Here is a 15528-nt window from a genome sequence, read left to right as displayed (position 1 = left end):
TCCGGGGAGAGCCGGCCGGACACGAGGTCCGGCCGGCCAACCCGTCAGACCTCTTCGACGCTGCTCGGCTCGCGCCGGGACAGGTCGATACCGAGCTCCTCCGCCGCGCGGAAGACGTCCTCGTCGGTGTCGCGCATCTCGATGGACATGCCGTCCGAGGACAGCACCTCCACGTTGAGGCAGAGCGACTGCATTTCCTTGATGAGCACCTTGAAGGACTCGGGAATGCCGGGCTCGGGGATGTTCTCGCCCTTGACGATGGCCTCGTAGACCTTCACGCGGCCGGTCACGTCGTCGGACTTGATCGTCAGCAGCTCCTGGAGGGCGTACGCGGCGCCATAAGCCTCGAGCGCCCACACCTCCATCTCACCGAAGCGCTGACCACCGAACTGAGCCTTACCACCCAGCGGCTGCTGGGTGATCATGGAGTACGGACCGGTCGAACGGGCGTGGAGCTTGTCGTCGACCAGGTGGTGCAGCTTGAGGATGTACATGTACCCGATGGAGATCGGGTCCGGGAACGGCTCGCCGGAGCGACCGTCGAACAGCCGCGCCTTGCCGGACGGGAGGACCATGCGGTCGCCGTCGCGGTTCGGGACGGTGTGCTCGAGGAGGCCGGTCAGCTCGTCCTCGCGGGCGCCGTCGAAGACCGGGGTCGCGACGTTCGTCCGCGGGGCGACCTGATCGGCGCCGATGCGCTGCAGGCTCTGCGCCCACTCCTCGCTGAGACCGGAGACGTCCCAGCCCTGGCTGGCGAGCCAGCCGAGGTGGATCTCCAGGACCTGACCCGGGTTCATTCGGGACGGGACACCCAGCGGGTTGAGGATGATGTCGACCGGCGTGCCGTCCTCAAGGAAGGGCATGTCCTCGATCGGAAGGATCTTGGAGATGACGCCCTTGTTGCCGTGACGACCGGCGAGCTTGTCACCGTCCGTGATCTTGCGCTTCTGCGCCACGTAGACACGAACCAGCTGGTTCACGCCCGGCGGCAGCTCGTCGCCCTCTTCACGGTCGAAGACGCGGACGCCGATGACCTTGCCGATCTCACCGTGCGGCACCTTCAGCGAGGTGTCGCGCACCTCGCGCGCCTTCTCACCGAAGATCGCGCGCAGCAGACGCTCTTCCGGCGTCAGCTCGGTCTCACCCTTGGGCGTGACCTTGCCGACGAGGATGTCGCCGGCGACGACCTCGGCACCGATACGGATGATGCCGCGCTCGTCCAGGTCGGCGAGGACCTCTTCGGAGACGTTCGGGATGTCCCGGGTGATCTCCTCCGGGCCCAGCTTCGTGTCACGGGCGTCGACCTCGTGCTCCTCGATGTGGATCGAGGAGAGGACGTCGTCCTGCACGAGGCGCTGCGACAGGATGATCGCGTCCTCGTAGTTGTGACCTTCCCAGGGCATGAACGCCACGAGCAGGTTCTTGCCGAGGGCCATTTCGCCCTCTTCGGTCGCGGGACCGTCGGCGAGGACCTGACCCTCGATGACCCGGGCGCCCTCGTCGACGACAACCTTCTGGTTGACCGAGGTGCCCTGGTTCGAGCGGGAGAACTTGGCGATGCGGTACGTGGTGTACGTGCCGTCGTCGTTCGTGACGGTAACGTAGTCCGCGGAGACCTCCTGGACCACACCCGCCTTCTCGGCCTTGATCACGTCACCGGCGTCGACCGCACAGCGGTACTCCATGCCGGTGCCGACGAGGGGAGCCTCGGCGGTGATCAGCGGCACGGCCTGACGCATCATGTTCGCGCCCATGAGGGCACGGTTGGCGTCGTCGTGCTCGAGGAACGGGATCATCGCGGTCGCGACCGACACCATCTGGCGCGGCGAGACGTCCATGTAGTCGACGTCGTCGCCGGGGATGTAGTCGATCTCGCCGCCACGACGGCGGACGAGGACGCGCGCCTCGGTGAAGCGCATGTCCTCACCCAGCACGGCGTTGGCCTGGGCGATGACGAAGCGGTCCTCTTCGTCGGCCGTCAGGTAGTCGACGTCGTCGGTGACGACGCCCTCGACGACCTTGCGGTACGGCGTCTCGACGAAGCCGAACGCGTTCACACGGCCGTAGGAGGCCAGCGAACCGATCAGACCGATGTTGGGGCCTTCGGGCGTCTCGATCGGGCACATGCGGCCGTAGTGAGACGGGTGAACGTCACGGACCTCGAAGCCGGCCCGCTCACGGGAGAGACCACCCGGGCCAAGCGCCGACAGACGGCGCTTGTGGGTGAGACCCGACAGCGGGTTGTTCTGGTCCATGAACTGCGACAGCTGCGAGGTGCCGAAGAATTCCTTGATCGACGCCACGACCGGGCGAATGTTGATCAGGGTCTGCGGCGTGATCGCCTCGACGTCCTGCGTCGTCATGCGCTCACGCACGACGCGCTCCATACGAGCCAGACCCGTGCGGACCTGGTTCTGGATGAGCTCGCCGACGTTACGCAGACGACGGTTGCCGAAGTGGTCGATGTCGTCGGTCTCGACGACGATCGACGTACCGCTGTCGCCAACGGTCTCGGTCTCACCGGCGTGCAGCTTCACCAGGTACTTGATCGAGGCGATGATGTCCTCGACCGTGAGGATGCCCGCGTCGAGCGGAGCGTCCGCACCCAGCTTCTTGTTCACCTTGTAGCGGCCGACCTTCGCGAGGTCGTAGCGCTTGGGGTTGAAGTAGAGGTTCTCAAGCAGGGTCTGAGCGGCCTCACGGGTCGGCGGCTCGCCCGGACGGAGCTTGCGGTAGATGTCGAGCAGCGCGTCGTCCTGGCCCTGGGTGTGGTCCTTCTCCAGGGTGGCGCGCATGGACTCGTACTCGCCGAACTCCTCGAGGATCTGCTCGGTCGTCCAACCGAGAGCCTTGAGCAGAACGGTGACCGACTGCTTGCGCTTGCGGTCGATGCGTACACCGACCATGTCGCGCTTGTCGATCTCCATCTCCAGCCAGGCACCCCGGGACGGAATGATCTTGGCGGAGAAGATGTCCTTGTCGGACGTCTTGTCGATCGAGGAATCGAAGTAGACACCCGGCGAACGGACCAGCTGCGACACGACGACACGCTCGGTGCCGTTGATGACGAAGGTGCCCTTGTTCGTCATGAGCGGGAAATCGCCCATGAAGACCGTCTGGGACTTGATCTCGCCGGTCTCGTTGTTGGTGAACTCGGCAGTGACGAAGAGCGGGGCGGCGAACGTGAAGTCGCGCTCCTTGCACTCGTCGATGGAGTTCTTCGGAGGCTCAAAACGGTGGTCGCGGAACGTCAAGGACATCGACCCGGAGAAGTCCTCGATCGGAGAGATCTCCTCGAAGATCTCTTCCAGACCGGACTTGGTGGGGACGTCCTGTCCGCTGTCCAGAGCCGCCTCGACACGAGCCTTCCACGCTTCATTGCCGAGCAGCCAGTCAAAGCTCTCGGTCTGCAGCGCAAGAAGGTTCGGAACCTCGAGGGGCTCCTTGATCTTTGCAAAGGAGATGCGCAGCGGGGCGGTGCTTGCGCCGTTGTTCGTATTCGCGGTCGAGGCAGTGCGCGAGGCGGCCAAGAGGGGGTCCTTCCGAGGGCTCGGACTCACTACGCGCGTACCGGTCCCAGGTTGGACGCAGAGACGGAACATCCCAGGTCAGGGAAGTCCAGTCCACTGTGCTCAAGCATGGGCATGCCCCTGGTGACGGGCAGGAGGCAGCTAACAGGCAGCGCAAAGGGTCAGTGTAGCCACTAGGCCCACTGATGTCCAGTGCGGGTTTTTGAAGACCCTCGTTGTTCTCAACCCCTGCTGCAAGCCACGCCCTCGATGCACATCGATACTGCCCTCTTCGCCGTCGATCCATGCCTCGGATGCGGATCGATGTGACGACGCGTCCTGAGAATTGCGCGCTGCGTGCAGTTCGTCAAGGCCCCCCTGCCCCGACTTGGCTTTCAGCTCGTCACCGTCACGGCCGTTCCGGGGCACGACGAAGATCACCATACTCGTCGGGGCGGGCTTCGCAAGGCAGCCGTGGGGTGCGCCGGAGAACGCCGAAGGGCGACCACCCAGATGGGTGATCGCCCTTGACGTGCGCTGCCTGAAGCAGCGCCGAAAAGTCCTGCCGCCTACGCGCCCACAGGCGCGCGGCAGACGACTCGCGAGGTGTTACTTGACCTCGACGGAGGCGCCGGCGGCCTTGAGGGACTCGGCAGCCTTGTCAGCGGCCTCCTTGGCGACCTTCTCGAGGACCGGCTTCGGGGTGCCGTCGACGAGGTCCTTGGCCTCCTTGAGACCCAGGGAGGTGAGCTCGCGCACGACCTTGATGACCTGGATCTTCTTCTCGCCGGCGCCGGTGAGGATGACGTCGAACTCGTCCTGCTCCTCGGCAACCTCGGCGGCGGCGGCCGGGCCGGCCGGGGCAGCGGCGACGGCCGCGGCGGCGGTGACGTCGAACTTCTCCTCGAAGGCCTTCACGAACTCGGAGAGCTCGATGAGGGTGAGCTCCTCGAACTGGGCAAGCAGGTCTTCCTGGCTGAGCTTCGCCATGATGGGCGATCCTTCCACTAATTCGGCTGGTGCCGGGTGTATATGAAGGCGGGCGTACGTTCGGCCCGCTGCGACCGTCGCCCTAACGGGCGGCGATCAATGCGCGAGCCGAATTACTCGGCACCGCCCTGCTCGGCCTTCTTGGCACGAAGCGCCTCCGCGGTGCGGACGAACTTCGAGGGAAGCGCCTGGAAGAGCTGCGCAGTCTGCGTCTGCTTGCCCTTCATGGCGCCCGCCAGCTTGGCGAGCAGAACCTCGCGGGACTCGAGGTCCGCGAGCTTCTTGATCTCGTCGGCGGACAGCGCCTTGCCGTCAAGGACACCGCCCTTGATGACGAGGTTGGGGTTGTCCTTGGCGAAGTCACGAAGACCCTTCGCCGACTCCACCGGGTCACCGGTGACGAAGGCAACAGCGGTCGGACCCGCGAACAGGTCGTCCAGCTGGTTGATCCCGGCCTGGTTGGCCGCGATCTTGGTCAGCGTGTTCTTCACCACGGCGTACTCGGAGTTCTCACCGAGCGAACGGCGCAGCTGCTTGAGCTGGGCCACGGTGAGACCCCGGTACTCGGTCAGCACGGCGGCGTTCGAGCTGCGGAACTTGTCCGTGAGCTCGGCTACCGCGGCAGCCTTGTCGGGCGTCGGCATAGAGCGTCGGCCTCCTTCCGGGTGATGAGGACCGCTCAGAAGGGGCTGACAAAACAAAACGCCCCAGCGCAGGCGCATGGGGCGTGAGCTCGACCCGACGAGAACCCGTCCGGGAGCACTTCCTCAGTCACCTGCGCGGGTCGTCCGCAGTTTCAGCGGATCCTTCGGCCACCGCACACTCTTGCGAGCACACGGCAACGACCAGCGGTCTTTGGCTTCTGGGGAAGACTACGCGAACGGGTTCGCGTCAAGCAAATCGGCTCAGAAGCCGCTGTCGGCGCCGCTCTCCGCGCCGCTCCCGCCGAGCTCCTTGAACATCTCCATCAGGTCGAAGGTCTCCCCGGCCGGCGGTGCGGACACCTTGGCGGAGGCCCCGTAGTCCGAGAACTTCTGCGAGGTCTTCATCGTGCCCTCAGGGCTCTTGATGTCGATGTCCATGCGGACGGGGTAGTCGTCCTCATTGACCCAGACCTCGGTGTCGTACCCCTTGATGCCCGACTTCTCGATGCTCTTGAAGAGTTCGTCGCGCTCGCTCTTGCTGAGCAGGTCACTCAGGCCCTTGTTCGACTCCATCATCTCCTTGACGGAGAGCCGACCCTTGTAGCGCTGGGTCTGCGCACCGTCGACCTTGGCCGGGCCGACGTGCTTCAGGTTCGGCGAGTCCAGGAGCATCGCGAGCTGCTGCGCCGGGTCCTGGTTCATGCTGTCCAGGCCGCCGGTCATCTGCTTGGCGAGCTTCTCGTCACCGGCCTGCTCGGCGATGGAGTTGAGGTCCATCTTCATCCACCGCTTACCGTCCATGTCCTTGGCGGCGGCGGTCCCCATGTCCATGTACATCACGTTGTCGAGCCAGCGCATCCGGATCTCCTTCGGAGCCTCCGGGTCGCCTTCCGTGAGCGCCGAGCCCGACATCGTCATGTCCATGACGGTCGGGTCCCAGCCCATGATGCCGGACATCTTCATGTCGCCGGACGCGCCGGACGCACCGGCCATCGACTTCGGCGCCGACATCGTCATCTCGACCTTGGCCGACTTGGCCTTCGCGGTCTTCTCGTACGCCGCCGTGATGACCTCGGTCACCTGCGACCGGGACTGGGTCTCCCCCGAGCCCGCCCCCTCGGCCTTGCCGTCCTTGTCGGAGCCTCCGCAGGCCACCGCGCCGGTACAGAGCAGCGCGGTGACGAGCACGGCGCTCGCGACCCTCTTGTTACGTCCCTTGTCCCCACGTACGGAAACAACGTTCATGACCCCACCCCTAGGAACACATGATCGACACAATTCTGTGTGGTGAGAGTACCTGAAGGGCGAGATCAGGCCTGCGGCTGCTGGTTCATGAGGTCCTTGAAGCTCACGGTGTCCGAGGCCGGGGGCTTCTCCACGGAGACCGGGGTGCCGTAGTCGCTGTAGTAGACCGTCTGGGAGAAGGCGCCGGTCTTCATGTCGGCCTTCTCGGTCTTCTTGACCAGCAGATCGTCGTCGTTGACCCAGATGTCGATCGTCTCGGTGCTCATCCCCGCCTGGCTGAACTGCTTCTTCAGCTCGGCCAGTTGAGACGCGTCCAGGTCGGAGTTCTTGCCCGTCAGATCGGCGACGTCGACCTCTCCGGAGTAGTGCGTCGTCTTCGTTCCGCGCACCGTCTCCTCGCCCACACGCTTCACGTCACCCGAGGCGAGCAGCATCTTCACCGACTGGTTCGGGGTGGTGTTCTGCATCTGGTCCTTGAAGGCGTCACCGGCGGCGCCGCCCAACTCGGCCAGCGTCTCGTAGTCGTACTCGATCCAGTGCTTGCCGCCGCCGGCCTGCGAGGCGAACTGGTCGCCCATGTTCGCGTAGAAGCCCGTCTTCAGATAGCGGTAGTCGATCTTCGACTGGCCCATCTGCTTCATCTGGTCGGCCTGGGTGCCGCCGGTGAGGGTCGCGGTGACGTTGCCGGTGATGCCGTCCGACCACGCCATGGCGCCGTCCATGTTCATCGACATCTGGCTGCCCATGACCGTCTTGCCCTCGATCTTGGCCGAGTCGGCGTCGTCGGTCTTGTCCTCGATGGAGCGCAGGGCGGCTATCGGGCTGAGGGCGACGGAGCCGTTCTTCTTGTCCTTCGCCTCACCGTCGCCGCCGCCGGAGGAGCCACAGGCCGCGACCCCGGTCAGCGCGGCGGCCACCGCGATCGACAGGCCCGCGCGCCGCATGGTCGTGCTGTTCATGACATCCCACCCCTTGTACTCGTGTGAATCCTGCACGCTAGCGCAGTCCCCCGACAGCTCTGACGGACATGCACGAATACGAGGACGGGCCCCGCACCTCGAAAGGTTGCGGGGCCCGTCGACACAGAACGCGTACGCGACGCGACTGCCGTCAGAATCAGACGGCGGCCGGGTCCTCCTCGACGAGGAGGTTGCGGGTGCGGTTGCTGTCCAGCGGAATGCCGGGGCCCATCGTGGTGGTGAGCGCGGCCTTCTTGATGTAGCGACCCTTGGCGGCCGACGGCTTCAGACGGAGGATCTCCTCCAGCGCCGCGGCGTAGTTCTCCACCAGCTTGGTGTCGTCGAAGGACACCTTGCCGATGATGAAGTGCAGGTTCGAGTGCTTGTCGACGCGGAACTCGATCTTGCCGCCCTTGATGTCGTTGACAGCCTTCACGACGTCGGGGGTGACGGTGCCGGTCTTCGGGTTCGGCATCAGACCACGCGGACCGAGCACGCGGCCGAGGCGGCCGACCTTGCCCATGAGGTCCGGGGTGGCGACGACGGCGTCGAAGTCCAGGCGGCCCTTCGCGACCTCGTCGATGAGCTCGTCGGCGCCGACGATGTCGGCCCCAGCGGCTTCCGCGGCCGCAGCACGGTCACCGGTCGCGAAGACCAGGACCCGGGCGGTCTTGCCGGTGCCGTGCGGGAGGTTCACGGTGCCACGGACCATCTGGTCGGCCTTGCGCGGGTCGACACCCAGGCGGAAGGCGACCTCGACGGTGCCGTCGAACTTGGTCGCGGAGGTCTCCTTGGCGAGACGGACGGCCTCGAGCGGGGCGTAGAGCTTGTCCCGGTCGATCTTGGCGTCCGCAGCGCGGAGAGTCTTGCTGCGCTTCACTTCTGCTCCTGTAGCGGTTACATCATGCGGCTGGGCCGCGTGACAGGTGTGGGAGTCGTGGTGCGGGCCGGCGCTTGGCCCTACCACTGAGAAAGGTCAGACGGGGAAAGCTCTCAGCCCTCGACCGTGATGCCCATGGAACGGGCGGTGCCGGCGATGATCTTCGACGCGGCGTCCAGGTCGTTGGCGTTGAGGTCTTCCATCTTGGTGGTGGCGATCTCGCGGACCTGCGCCTCGGTGATCTTGGCGACCTTGGTCTTGTGCGGCTCGCCGGAGCCCTTCTCGACACCCGCGGCCTTGAGGATCATCTTGGCGGCCGGCGGAGTCTTGGTGATGAAGGTGAAGGAGCGGTCTTCGTAGACCGTGATCTCCACCGGGATCACCCAGCCACGCTGCGACTCGGTCGCGGCGTTGTAGGCCTTGCAGAACTCCATGATGTTGACGCCGTGCTGGCCCAGCGCGGGGCCGACCGGCGGGGCCGGGTTGGCTGCGCCGGCCTGGATCTGGAGCTTGATAAGCCCCGTGACCTTCTTCTTCTTGGGAGGCATTGCTCTCTCCGGGTCCTAGTGAGAGTTTCCAGCCACCATCCAGTCATCCGGATGGAGGCATACCGCACCACGATAACGGGTATAGTCGCGCGGCCAAAAACCGAGCAGGTCAGACAGGCTTTGAGAGCCCGTCTGACCTGTTCGGAGGCGTATGTTCCAGAGGAGCCGCGAAGGCTAGTTCTTCTGGATCTGGTCGAAGCTGAGCTCGACCGGGGTCTCGCGGCCGAAGATCTCGACGAGGCCCTTGACCTTCTTCGAGTCGGCGTTGATCTCGTTGATCGTCGCCTGCAGCGTCGCGAACGGCCCGTCGGTGACGGTGACGGAGTCGCCGACCTCGAAGTCGAGCACCTGGACCTCGACCTTGCGGGACGGAGCCGGCTTGCCCTCGGCCTCGGCAGCCTCACGGGCGGCCTTCTCCTCGGCCTCCGGAGCGAGCATCTTGACGATCTCGTCCAGGGTCAGGGGGTACGGGTCGTACGCGTTGCCCACGAAGCCGGTGACGCCGGGGGTGTTGCGGACGACGCCCCAGGACTCGTTCGTCAGGTCCATGCGCACCAGGACGTACCCGGGGAGCTTGTTCTGACGGATGGTCTTGCGCTCGCCGTTCTTGATCTGCGCGACTTCTTCCTGCGGCACCTCGGCCTGGAAGATGAAGTCCTCGACGTTCAGCGAGACGGCACGCTGCTCGAGGTTGGTCTTCACGCGGTTCTCGTAACCGGCGTAGGTGTGGATGACGTACCACTCGCCGGGAAGGGTGCGGAGCTCGTCGCGCAGGGCCACGATCGGGTCGACCGGCTCGGCCTCCTCCTCGTCCTCTGCGGACTCGGCGGACTCAGCGGCCTCTTCGGTCTCGTCCTCGGCGGCGGTCTCGCCGTCCTCGTCGCTCTCGGCGTCGTCGGCCGACTCGACGTCATCAGCGGACTCGGCGTCGGGCTCGACGTGCAGGGCCGACTCTTCGGCGGGTGCGCCCGCGGCGGCGTCAGCAGCCTCGGCCTGGTCCGGGTCCTCGGCATCCGCCGCCTCGACGATGTCGAGCTGGTCCTCCACGGACTCCTCGGAATCCACGCGCGGCTCAACGGCGTCGTTCAGGTTCGGGTCAGACACGGTGGCTGCTTCTTCCTGGATACAGAGGGGTGGAACGCGCGAAACGGGCGCCGGGTACGGCGCCCTTCGCTCTTGGCTCAGCCATCAGCTCAGCCGAAGACGTACTTGACGGCCTGGTTGAACCCATAGTCAATCACGGTCACAAGGCCGATCATGATGACGACGAAGACAATCACCACGGTCGTGTACGTCGTGAGCTGACTGCGAGTCGGCCAGACGACCTTGCGGAGTTCCGCGACGATCTGGCGGTAGAAGAGCGCGAGACGGCCGAAGGGGCCCTTCTTGCCGCGCTTGCCGCCCTTGCGGGCCTTCTTCTTGGACTCCGGCGCCTCGTCCTGGGCATCAGGCATGTCGATGGAGCCCACGGCGTCCGTCACTCGTCCTCACCTGATTCCGGGTCGTGGCCGTGCCGCGCCCGGTATGAGCCGCACGGCGGTGCAATGCAGTACGTACATGTGCGCACACATCCTGGCGAAAGGAGTGTGTAGCAGGGCCGGAGGGACTTGAACCCCCAACCGCTGGTTTTGGAGACCAGTGCTCTACCAATTGAGCTACGACCCTTTGATTTCCCCCAACCTACCGCATCCGCCCGGGTGCACAGAGTGCGAGGAGAAGGTGCGGCCGGTGAGGGCCAACGAGCAGTGAGTGTACGTGCTCTGCGGCGCCCCGTCGAACAGAAACGGATCCGGTGGTCTCGCAAAGCCATGTGCCGGGGGTCTTTCCGGTCTGGAACGATGGGGCGATGAGCGCTTCCACTTCTCCCACCGAGCGCCGGGTCTCCGCCCGCATCGGCGCGATCTCCGAGTCCGCGACCCTCGCTGTCGACGCCAAGGCGAAGGCCCTCAAGGCCGCCGGGCGGCCGGTGATCGGTTTCGGCGCGGGTGAGCCCGACTTCCCGACGCCGGACTACGTCGTCGAAGCCGCCGTCGAGGCGTGCAAGAACCCGAAGTACCACCGCTACACCCCGGCCGGCGGGCTCCCCGAGCTCAAGGCCGCGATCGCCGCGAAGACGCTGCGCGACTCCGGGTACGAGGTCGACGCCTCGCAGGTACTGGTGACGAACGGCGGCAAGCAGGCCATCTACCAGGCGTTCGCCGCGATCCTCGACCCGGGCGACGAGGTCATCGTCCCGGCTCCCTACTGGACGACGTACCCGGAGTCGATCCGTCTCGCGGGCGGCGTGCCGGTCGATGTCGTCGCCGACGAGACCACGGGCTACCGCGTCTCGGTGGAGCAGCTGGAGGCCGCGCGCACGGAGCGCACGAAGGTCGTCCTCTTCGTGTCGCCGTCCAACCCGACGGGTGCCGTCTACAGCGAGGCCGACGCCGAGGCGATCGGCCGCTGGGCCGTCGAGCACGGCCTGTGGGTCATGACCGACGAGATCTACGAACACCTCGTCTACGGAGACGCCCGGTTCACCTCGCTCCCGGCGATCCTGCCCGAGCTGCGCGACAAGTGCATCGTGGTCAACGGCGTCGCCAAGACGTACGCGATGACGGGCTGGCGCGTGGGGTGGATCGTCGGTCCGAGGGACGTGGTGAAGGCCGCGACGAACCTGCAGTCGCACGCCACGTCGAATGTCTCCAACGTCGCGCAGGTGGCGGCCATCGCGGCCGTCTCCGGCGATCTGACCGCCGTCGAGAAGATGCGCGAGGCCTTCGACCGGCGCCGCAAGACGATGGTGCGGATGCTGAACGACATCGAGGGCGTTTTCTGCCCCGAGCCCGAGGGCGCCTTCTACGCGTACCCCTCGGTGAAGGGCCTCATCGGCAAGGAGATCCGCGGCAAGCGCCCGCAGGACTCCGTGGAGCTCGCCGCGCTGATCCTGGAGGAGGCGGAGGTCGCGGTCGTCCCGGGCGAGGCCTTCGGGACGCCGGGTTACCTCCGCCTTTCGTACGCCCTGGGTGACGAGGACCTCGTCGAGGGCGTCTCGCGGATCCAGAAGCTGCTGGCCGAGGCGCGCGACTGAGCACCTCTTCGTTCTGCGCGCGGGCCGTCTCCCTCCGGGGGAGGCGGCCCGTTTCTTCGTTCGGAGACAGGCCCGAAAGGGAAAGTGCCTACCGGGACGCCACGTACGTACGGCAAGATCCTGGAATGGAGCGTGTACGTGACGTAAGAGAGCTGCCCAAGGCCCATCTGCATCTGCACTTCACCGGGTCGATGCGGCCCACGACCCTGCTGGAGCTCGCCGACAAGTACGGGGTGCGGTTGCCCCCGGCGCTGACCGGTGGGGAGCCTCCGCAGCTGCGGGCGACCGACGAACGCGGGTGGTTCCGCTTCCAGCGCCTCTACGACATGGCACGGTCCTGCCTGCGGGAGCCCGAGGACATCCAGCGCCTGGTGCGGGAGGCCGCCGAGGAGGACATCCGGGACGGGTCGGGGTGGCTGGAGATCCAGGTCGACCCGACGTCGTACGCGCCGCGGCTCGGTGGGCTCATCCCGGCCCTGGAAATCATCCTGGACGCCGTTGAGAGCGCCTCTCGGGACACCGGCCTCGGAATGCGCGTGCTCGTCGCCGCGAACCGCATGAAGCACCCTCTGGACGCCCGCACGCTGGCCCGCCTCGCGGTGCGGTACGCCGACCGCGGCATCGTCGGCTTCGGGCTGTCCAACGACGAACGCCGGGGATTCGCGCGGGACTTCGACCGGGCCTTCGCGATCGCGCGGGACGGCGGCCTGCTCGCGGCGCCGCACGGCGGCGAGCTCAGCGGGCCCGCCTCGGTGCGGGACTGCCTGGACGACCTGCACGCGGGGCGGATCGGGCACGGGGTGCGGGCGGCGGAGGACCCGCGGCTCCTGAAGCGTCTTGCGGAGCGGGGGGTGACCTGCGAGGTGTGTCCGGCGTCGAACGTGGCCCTGGGTGTCTACGAGAAGCCCGAGGACGTACCGCTGCGCACCTTGTACGACGCCGGGGTGCCGATGGCTCTGGGAGCCGACGATCCGCTGCTCTTCGGGTCACGGCTGGCCGCGCAGTACGAGATCGCGCGCAAGCACCACGCCTTCGACGACAGCGAGCTGGCCGAGCTCGCCCGGCAGTCGGTGCGCGGCTCGGCGGCCCCGGTGGACGTACAGCAGAAGCTGCTTTCGGGCGTCGAGGAGTGGCTCAGCGGCTGATGCCCGCGAGGAGCGTGCGGGCGAGGGCGGCGGCGAACTCCTCGACGGGCTGCGGGGGTTGCTTGCCGATCGTGGAGTCGTAGGCGAAGGCGCGCTGGGCGCAGGCGCCCAGGAGGAGCGAGGCGGCCGCGAACGTGTCGGCGCCGGGGGCGATCCGGCCTGCGTCGCGTTCGGTGCGGAGGTAGGCGTCGAGGGCCTCGATGGGCACGTGCGGGCCCGTGCCCATCTCCTGCATGGAGTCCTCGTGGCGGCGCTTGAGCCTGGTCTCGGCGTAGAGGGACGCGGCGATCGGGAAGCTCTGGGCGTAGAAGTGGCTGGCCAGGCGGGCGATCTCGGCGAGGTTCTCCTCCACGGGGCGCTCCCCCGGGTCCTCCGCGAGGCGGCGCAGGAGCGGGCCGAGCCGGGGAAGCCTCTCCTGGAGGACGCCCACGAACAGCTCCTCCTTGCTCGCGAAGTGCTTGTAGAGGGCCGCTTCGGAGCAGCCCGCCGCCTTGGCGATCTCCTTGGTGGTGGCACGGGCGAGGCCGATGGTGAGCATGAGGTCGTGGGCCGCGTCGAGGATGCGGGCCCGGGTGGGCTTCTGCTGCATGTGCCGTCCAACCAACCTTGACGTCGAGGTGAGCGGATACTCACCCTAGGGGTGAGTGAATACTTACCCACCTGGGGAGGGTGTGCGATGAGGCTCACGGTGTTCGGTGCGACCGGAGGTGTCGGCGGGGAGATCGTCAGGCAGGCGCTCGCGGCGGGCCACGAGGTCACGGCGGTCGTGCGTGACCCCTCGCGGCTGAGGGCGACGGGTGAGGGCCTTGAGGTGTTCCGGGCCGACCTGACCGATCCGGAGGCCCTGCGGGCGGCGGTGGCCGGACGGGACGCGGTCCTCTCGGGGCTCGGGCCGCACAAGAGGGCGGACGCGGGGATTGCCGCCGAGCTCACGCGTGCGGTGCTGCACGCGATGGAGGCCGAGGGGGTGCGCAGGCTGGTGGTGGTGAGCGCGTCGCCGGTGGGTCCTCCTCCCGCGCGCCAGACGGTGGTCGACCGGATCGCGGGTGCCCTGATCAGCAAGATCCTGAAGCCGGTGTACGACGACCTGCGGGCCATGGAGGCGGATCTGGCGACCAGCGCGACGGACTGGACGTCCGTGCGCCCGCCGAGGCTGCAGGACAAGCCGGCCACGGGCGTCTACCGCCGGGTCGTCGGGGGCACGCCGACCAGCGGGCGGTTCATCGGCCGGGCCGACGTGGCGCACGCGATGCTGGGGGCGGTCGACGACCTGTCGACGGTGAAGCAGGGCGTGGGCGTCGCCTACTAGCCCCTTCTGACGGATTTCCGTCGGAGGAGTCCGCCGCCCCCAGGGCTCAGAGACTGACACCCACCGTCACCGGCTCGTTGACCAGCGTGACCCCGAAGGCGTCCCGTACTCCGGCGACGACCTCACGGGCGAGGGCCAGCAGGTCCTCCGTGGTCGCGCCGCCGCGGTTGGTCAGGGCGAGGGTGTGCTTGGTGGAGATGCGCGCCGGGCCCTCTCCGTACCCCTTGGTGAAGCCCGCCTTGTCGATGAGCCAGGCGGCGGAGGTCTTCACGCGGCCGTCCTCCGTGGGGAAGGCGGGAGGCGCCACGTCCGGGCCGAGACGGTCCACCACGCGCGCGTGGAACGCGGTGAACTCCTCCTCGGTGAGGATCGGGTTGGTGAAGAAGGACCCGGCCGACCAGCTGTCGTGGTCCTCGGGGTCCAGCACCATGCCCTTGCCCGCGCGCAACTTCAGGACGGTCTCACGGGCGACGGCCGCGGGCACCCGGTCGCCGGCCTGGACGCCGAGCGTGCGGGCCGTCTCCGGGTACTTCAGGGGGGCACTCATCCCCTGGGCGTCCTCCAGCGCGAAACGGACACGCAGCACGACGAAGCGGTCGGGCTCGGCCTTGAAACGGCTGTGGCGGTACGAGAAGTCGCACTGGGCGTTCGCGACGGTGACCGTCTCGTGGGTCTTCCTGTCGTACGCGACCACTTCGGTGATGGTCGCCGAGACCTCTTGGCCGTACGCCCCCACGTTCTGGATCGGCGTCGCGCCCGCGGAGCCCGGGATGCCCGCGAGGCACTCGATGCCCGCCAGGCCGGCCTCCACGACGCGGGCCACGGCGTCGGTCCACACCTCACCGGCCGCCAGCTCCAGCTGGGTGCCGTCGAGTGCGAAGCCCTTCGTGGCGATGCGCAGGGCGGTCCCGTCGAAGCCCTTGTCCCCGATGACCAGGTTCGAGCCGCCGCCGATGAGCAGCAGCGGGGTTCCGGAGTCGTCGGCTTCGCGGACGGCGGCGATCACCTCGGCGTCGGTCGTCGCGGTGATCAGACGGGCCGCGGGACCGCCGAGCCGGAAGGTGGTCAGCGGGGCGAGGGGGGCATCGTGGAGTTCCTGCACGTGCTCAAGAGTACGGTCCGTGGCCCCGCCGCGCCGGCGGGGCCCCGGCCCGGGGGGCGGGCCCGCGCGACGGCCCCGGGCGGCGGCCCGCCGGCGGGCGGGGCGGGGGGGGGCCGGGGCCCCG

General features: G+C 67.4%; 14 protein-coding genes and 1 tRNA gene. 3 read left to right on the top strand and 12 right to left on the bottom strand.

The genetic code is table 11. The features are described 5' to 3' along the window. Positions 1 to 44 precede the first annotated feature (44 nt). From rpoB to ACWGIH_RS17370, 10 genes are all read right to left on the bottom strand, one after another. Positions 45 to 3530, bottom strand: a complete 3486-nt coding sequence (gene rpoB / locus ACWGIH_RS17415) for a DNA-directed RNA polymerase subunit beta (protein WP_365823555.1) — start codon at positions 3528 to 3530, stop codon at positions 45 to 47. Positions 3531 to 4118: 588 nt separating this feature from the next. Then, positions 4119 to 4499, bottom strand: a complete 381-nt coding sequence (gene rplL, locus ACWGIH_RS17410) for a 50S ribosomal protein L7/L12 (protein WP_365823557.1) — start codon at positions 4497 to 4499, stop codon at positions 4119 to 4121. Between the two features lie 113 nt (positions 4500 to 4612). Beyond that, positions 4613 to 5143, bottom strand: a complete 531-nt coding sequence (gene rplJ / locus ACWGIH_RS17405) for a 50S ribosomal protein L10 (protein WP_363212695.1) — start codon at positions 5141 to 5143, stop codon at positions 4613 to 4615. 261 nt (positions 5144 to 5404) lie between these two features. Continuing rightward, positions 5405 to 6388: a hypothetical protein gene (locus tag ACWGIH_RS17400; protein WP_453451889.1), complete on the bottom strand. Its 984-nt coding sequence runs from the start codon at positions 6386 to 6388 to the stop codon at positions 5405 to 5407. Positions 6389 to 6453: 65 nt separating this feature from the next. After that, a complete protein-coding gene (locus ACWGIH_RS17395) occupies positions 6454 to 7347 on the bottom strand; it encodes a hypothetical protein (protein WP_453451888.1) in 894 nt (297 codons plus the stop codon). A gap of 157 nt (positions 7348 to 7504) precedes the next feature. Next, entirely contained in the window at positions 7505 to 8227 is a 723-nt protein-coding gene (gene rplA / locus ACWGIH_RS17390) for a 50S ribosomal protein L1 (protein ID WP_160506642.1), read from the bottom strand. A 113-nt stretch (positions 8228 to 8340) separates the two neighbouring features. Next, positions 8341 to 8775, bottom strand: coding sequence for a 50S ribosomal protein L11 (rplK, locus tag ACWGIH_RS17385; RefSeq protein ID WP_355803871.1), 435 nt, complete (start codon positions 8773 to 8775; stop codon positions 8341 to 8343). Positions 8776 to 8949: 174 nt separating this feature from the next. Beyond that, a complete protein-coding gene (gene nusG, locus ACWGIH_RS17380) occupies positions 8950 to 9879 on the bottom strand; it encodes a transcription termination/antitermination protein NusG (RefSeq protein WP_453451887.1) in 930 nt (309 codons plus the stop codon). An 89-nt stretch (positions 9880 to 9968) separates the two neighbouring features. Then, positions 9969 to 10256, bottom strand: coding sequence for a preprotein translocase subunit SecE (gene secE, locus ACWGIH_RS17375; protein WP_190084400.1), 288 nt, complete (start codon positions 10254 to 10256; stop codon positions 9969 to 9971). 111 nt (positions 10257 to 10367) lie between these two features. Continuing rightward, positions 10368 to 10440 (bottom strand) — tRNA-Trp (locus tag ACWGIH_RS17370). 181 nt (positions 10441 to 10621) lie between these two features. Between ACWGIH_RS17370 and ACWGIH_RS17365 the strand changes: the two genes are divergently transcribed. Together ACWGIH_RS17365 and ACWGIH_RS17360 are read left to right on the top strand one after the other, a co-directional pair. Then, complete coding sequence (locus ACWGIH_RS17365; protein WP_453451886.1) at positions 10622 to 11848, top strand: pyridoxal phosphate-dependent aminotransferase; 1227 nt, start codon at positions 10622 to 10624, stop codon at positions 11846 to 11848. Positions 11849 to 11973: 125 nt separating this feature from the next. Beyond that, entirely contained in the window at positions 11974 to 12993 is a 1020-nt protein-coding gene (locus ACWGIH_RS17360; protein WP_453451885.1) for an adenosine deaminase, read from the top strand. Here ACWGIH_RS17360 and ACWGIH_RS17355 read toward each other — a convergent pair. Continuing rightward, on the bottom strand, positions 12983 to 13582 hold the full coding sequence (locus ACWGIH_RS17355; protein ID WP_453451884.1) for a TetR/AcrR family transcriptional regulator: 600 nt from the start codon (positions 13580 to 13582) through the stop codon (positions 12983 to 12985). The two genes, ACWGIH_RS17360 and ACWGIH_RS17355, sit on opposite strands and share 11 nt — an antisense overlap. Before the next feature lie 87 nt (positions 13583 to 13669). On the opposite strand from ACWGIH_RS17355, the gene ACWGIH_RS17350 reads away from it, so the two are divergent. Next, positions 13670 to 14302: an NAD(P)-dependent oxidoreductase gene (locus tag ACWGIH_RS17350; protein ID WP_453451883.1), complete on the top strand. Its 633-nt coding sequence runs from the start codon at positions 13670 to 13672 to the stop codon at positions 14300 to 14302. A gap of 46 nt (positions 14303 to 14348) precedes the next feature. Here the strand turns inward: ACWGIH_RS17350 and ACWGIH_RS17345 are convergent. Then, a partial coding sequence (locus tag ACWGIH_RS17345) for a UDP-N-acetylmuramate dehydrogenase (RefSeq protein ID WP_453691659.1) occupies positions 14349 to 15528 on the bottom strand: 1180 nt, incomplete at its 5' end.

The organism is Streptomyces sp. NPDC054872 (assembly GCF_053610705.1).
Note: the sequence above shows the minus strand (reverse complement) of the source record. Positions and strands in the feature narration are given on the sequence as shown.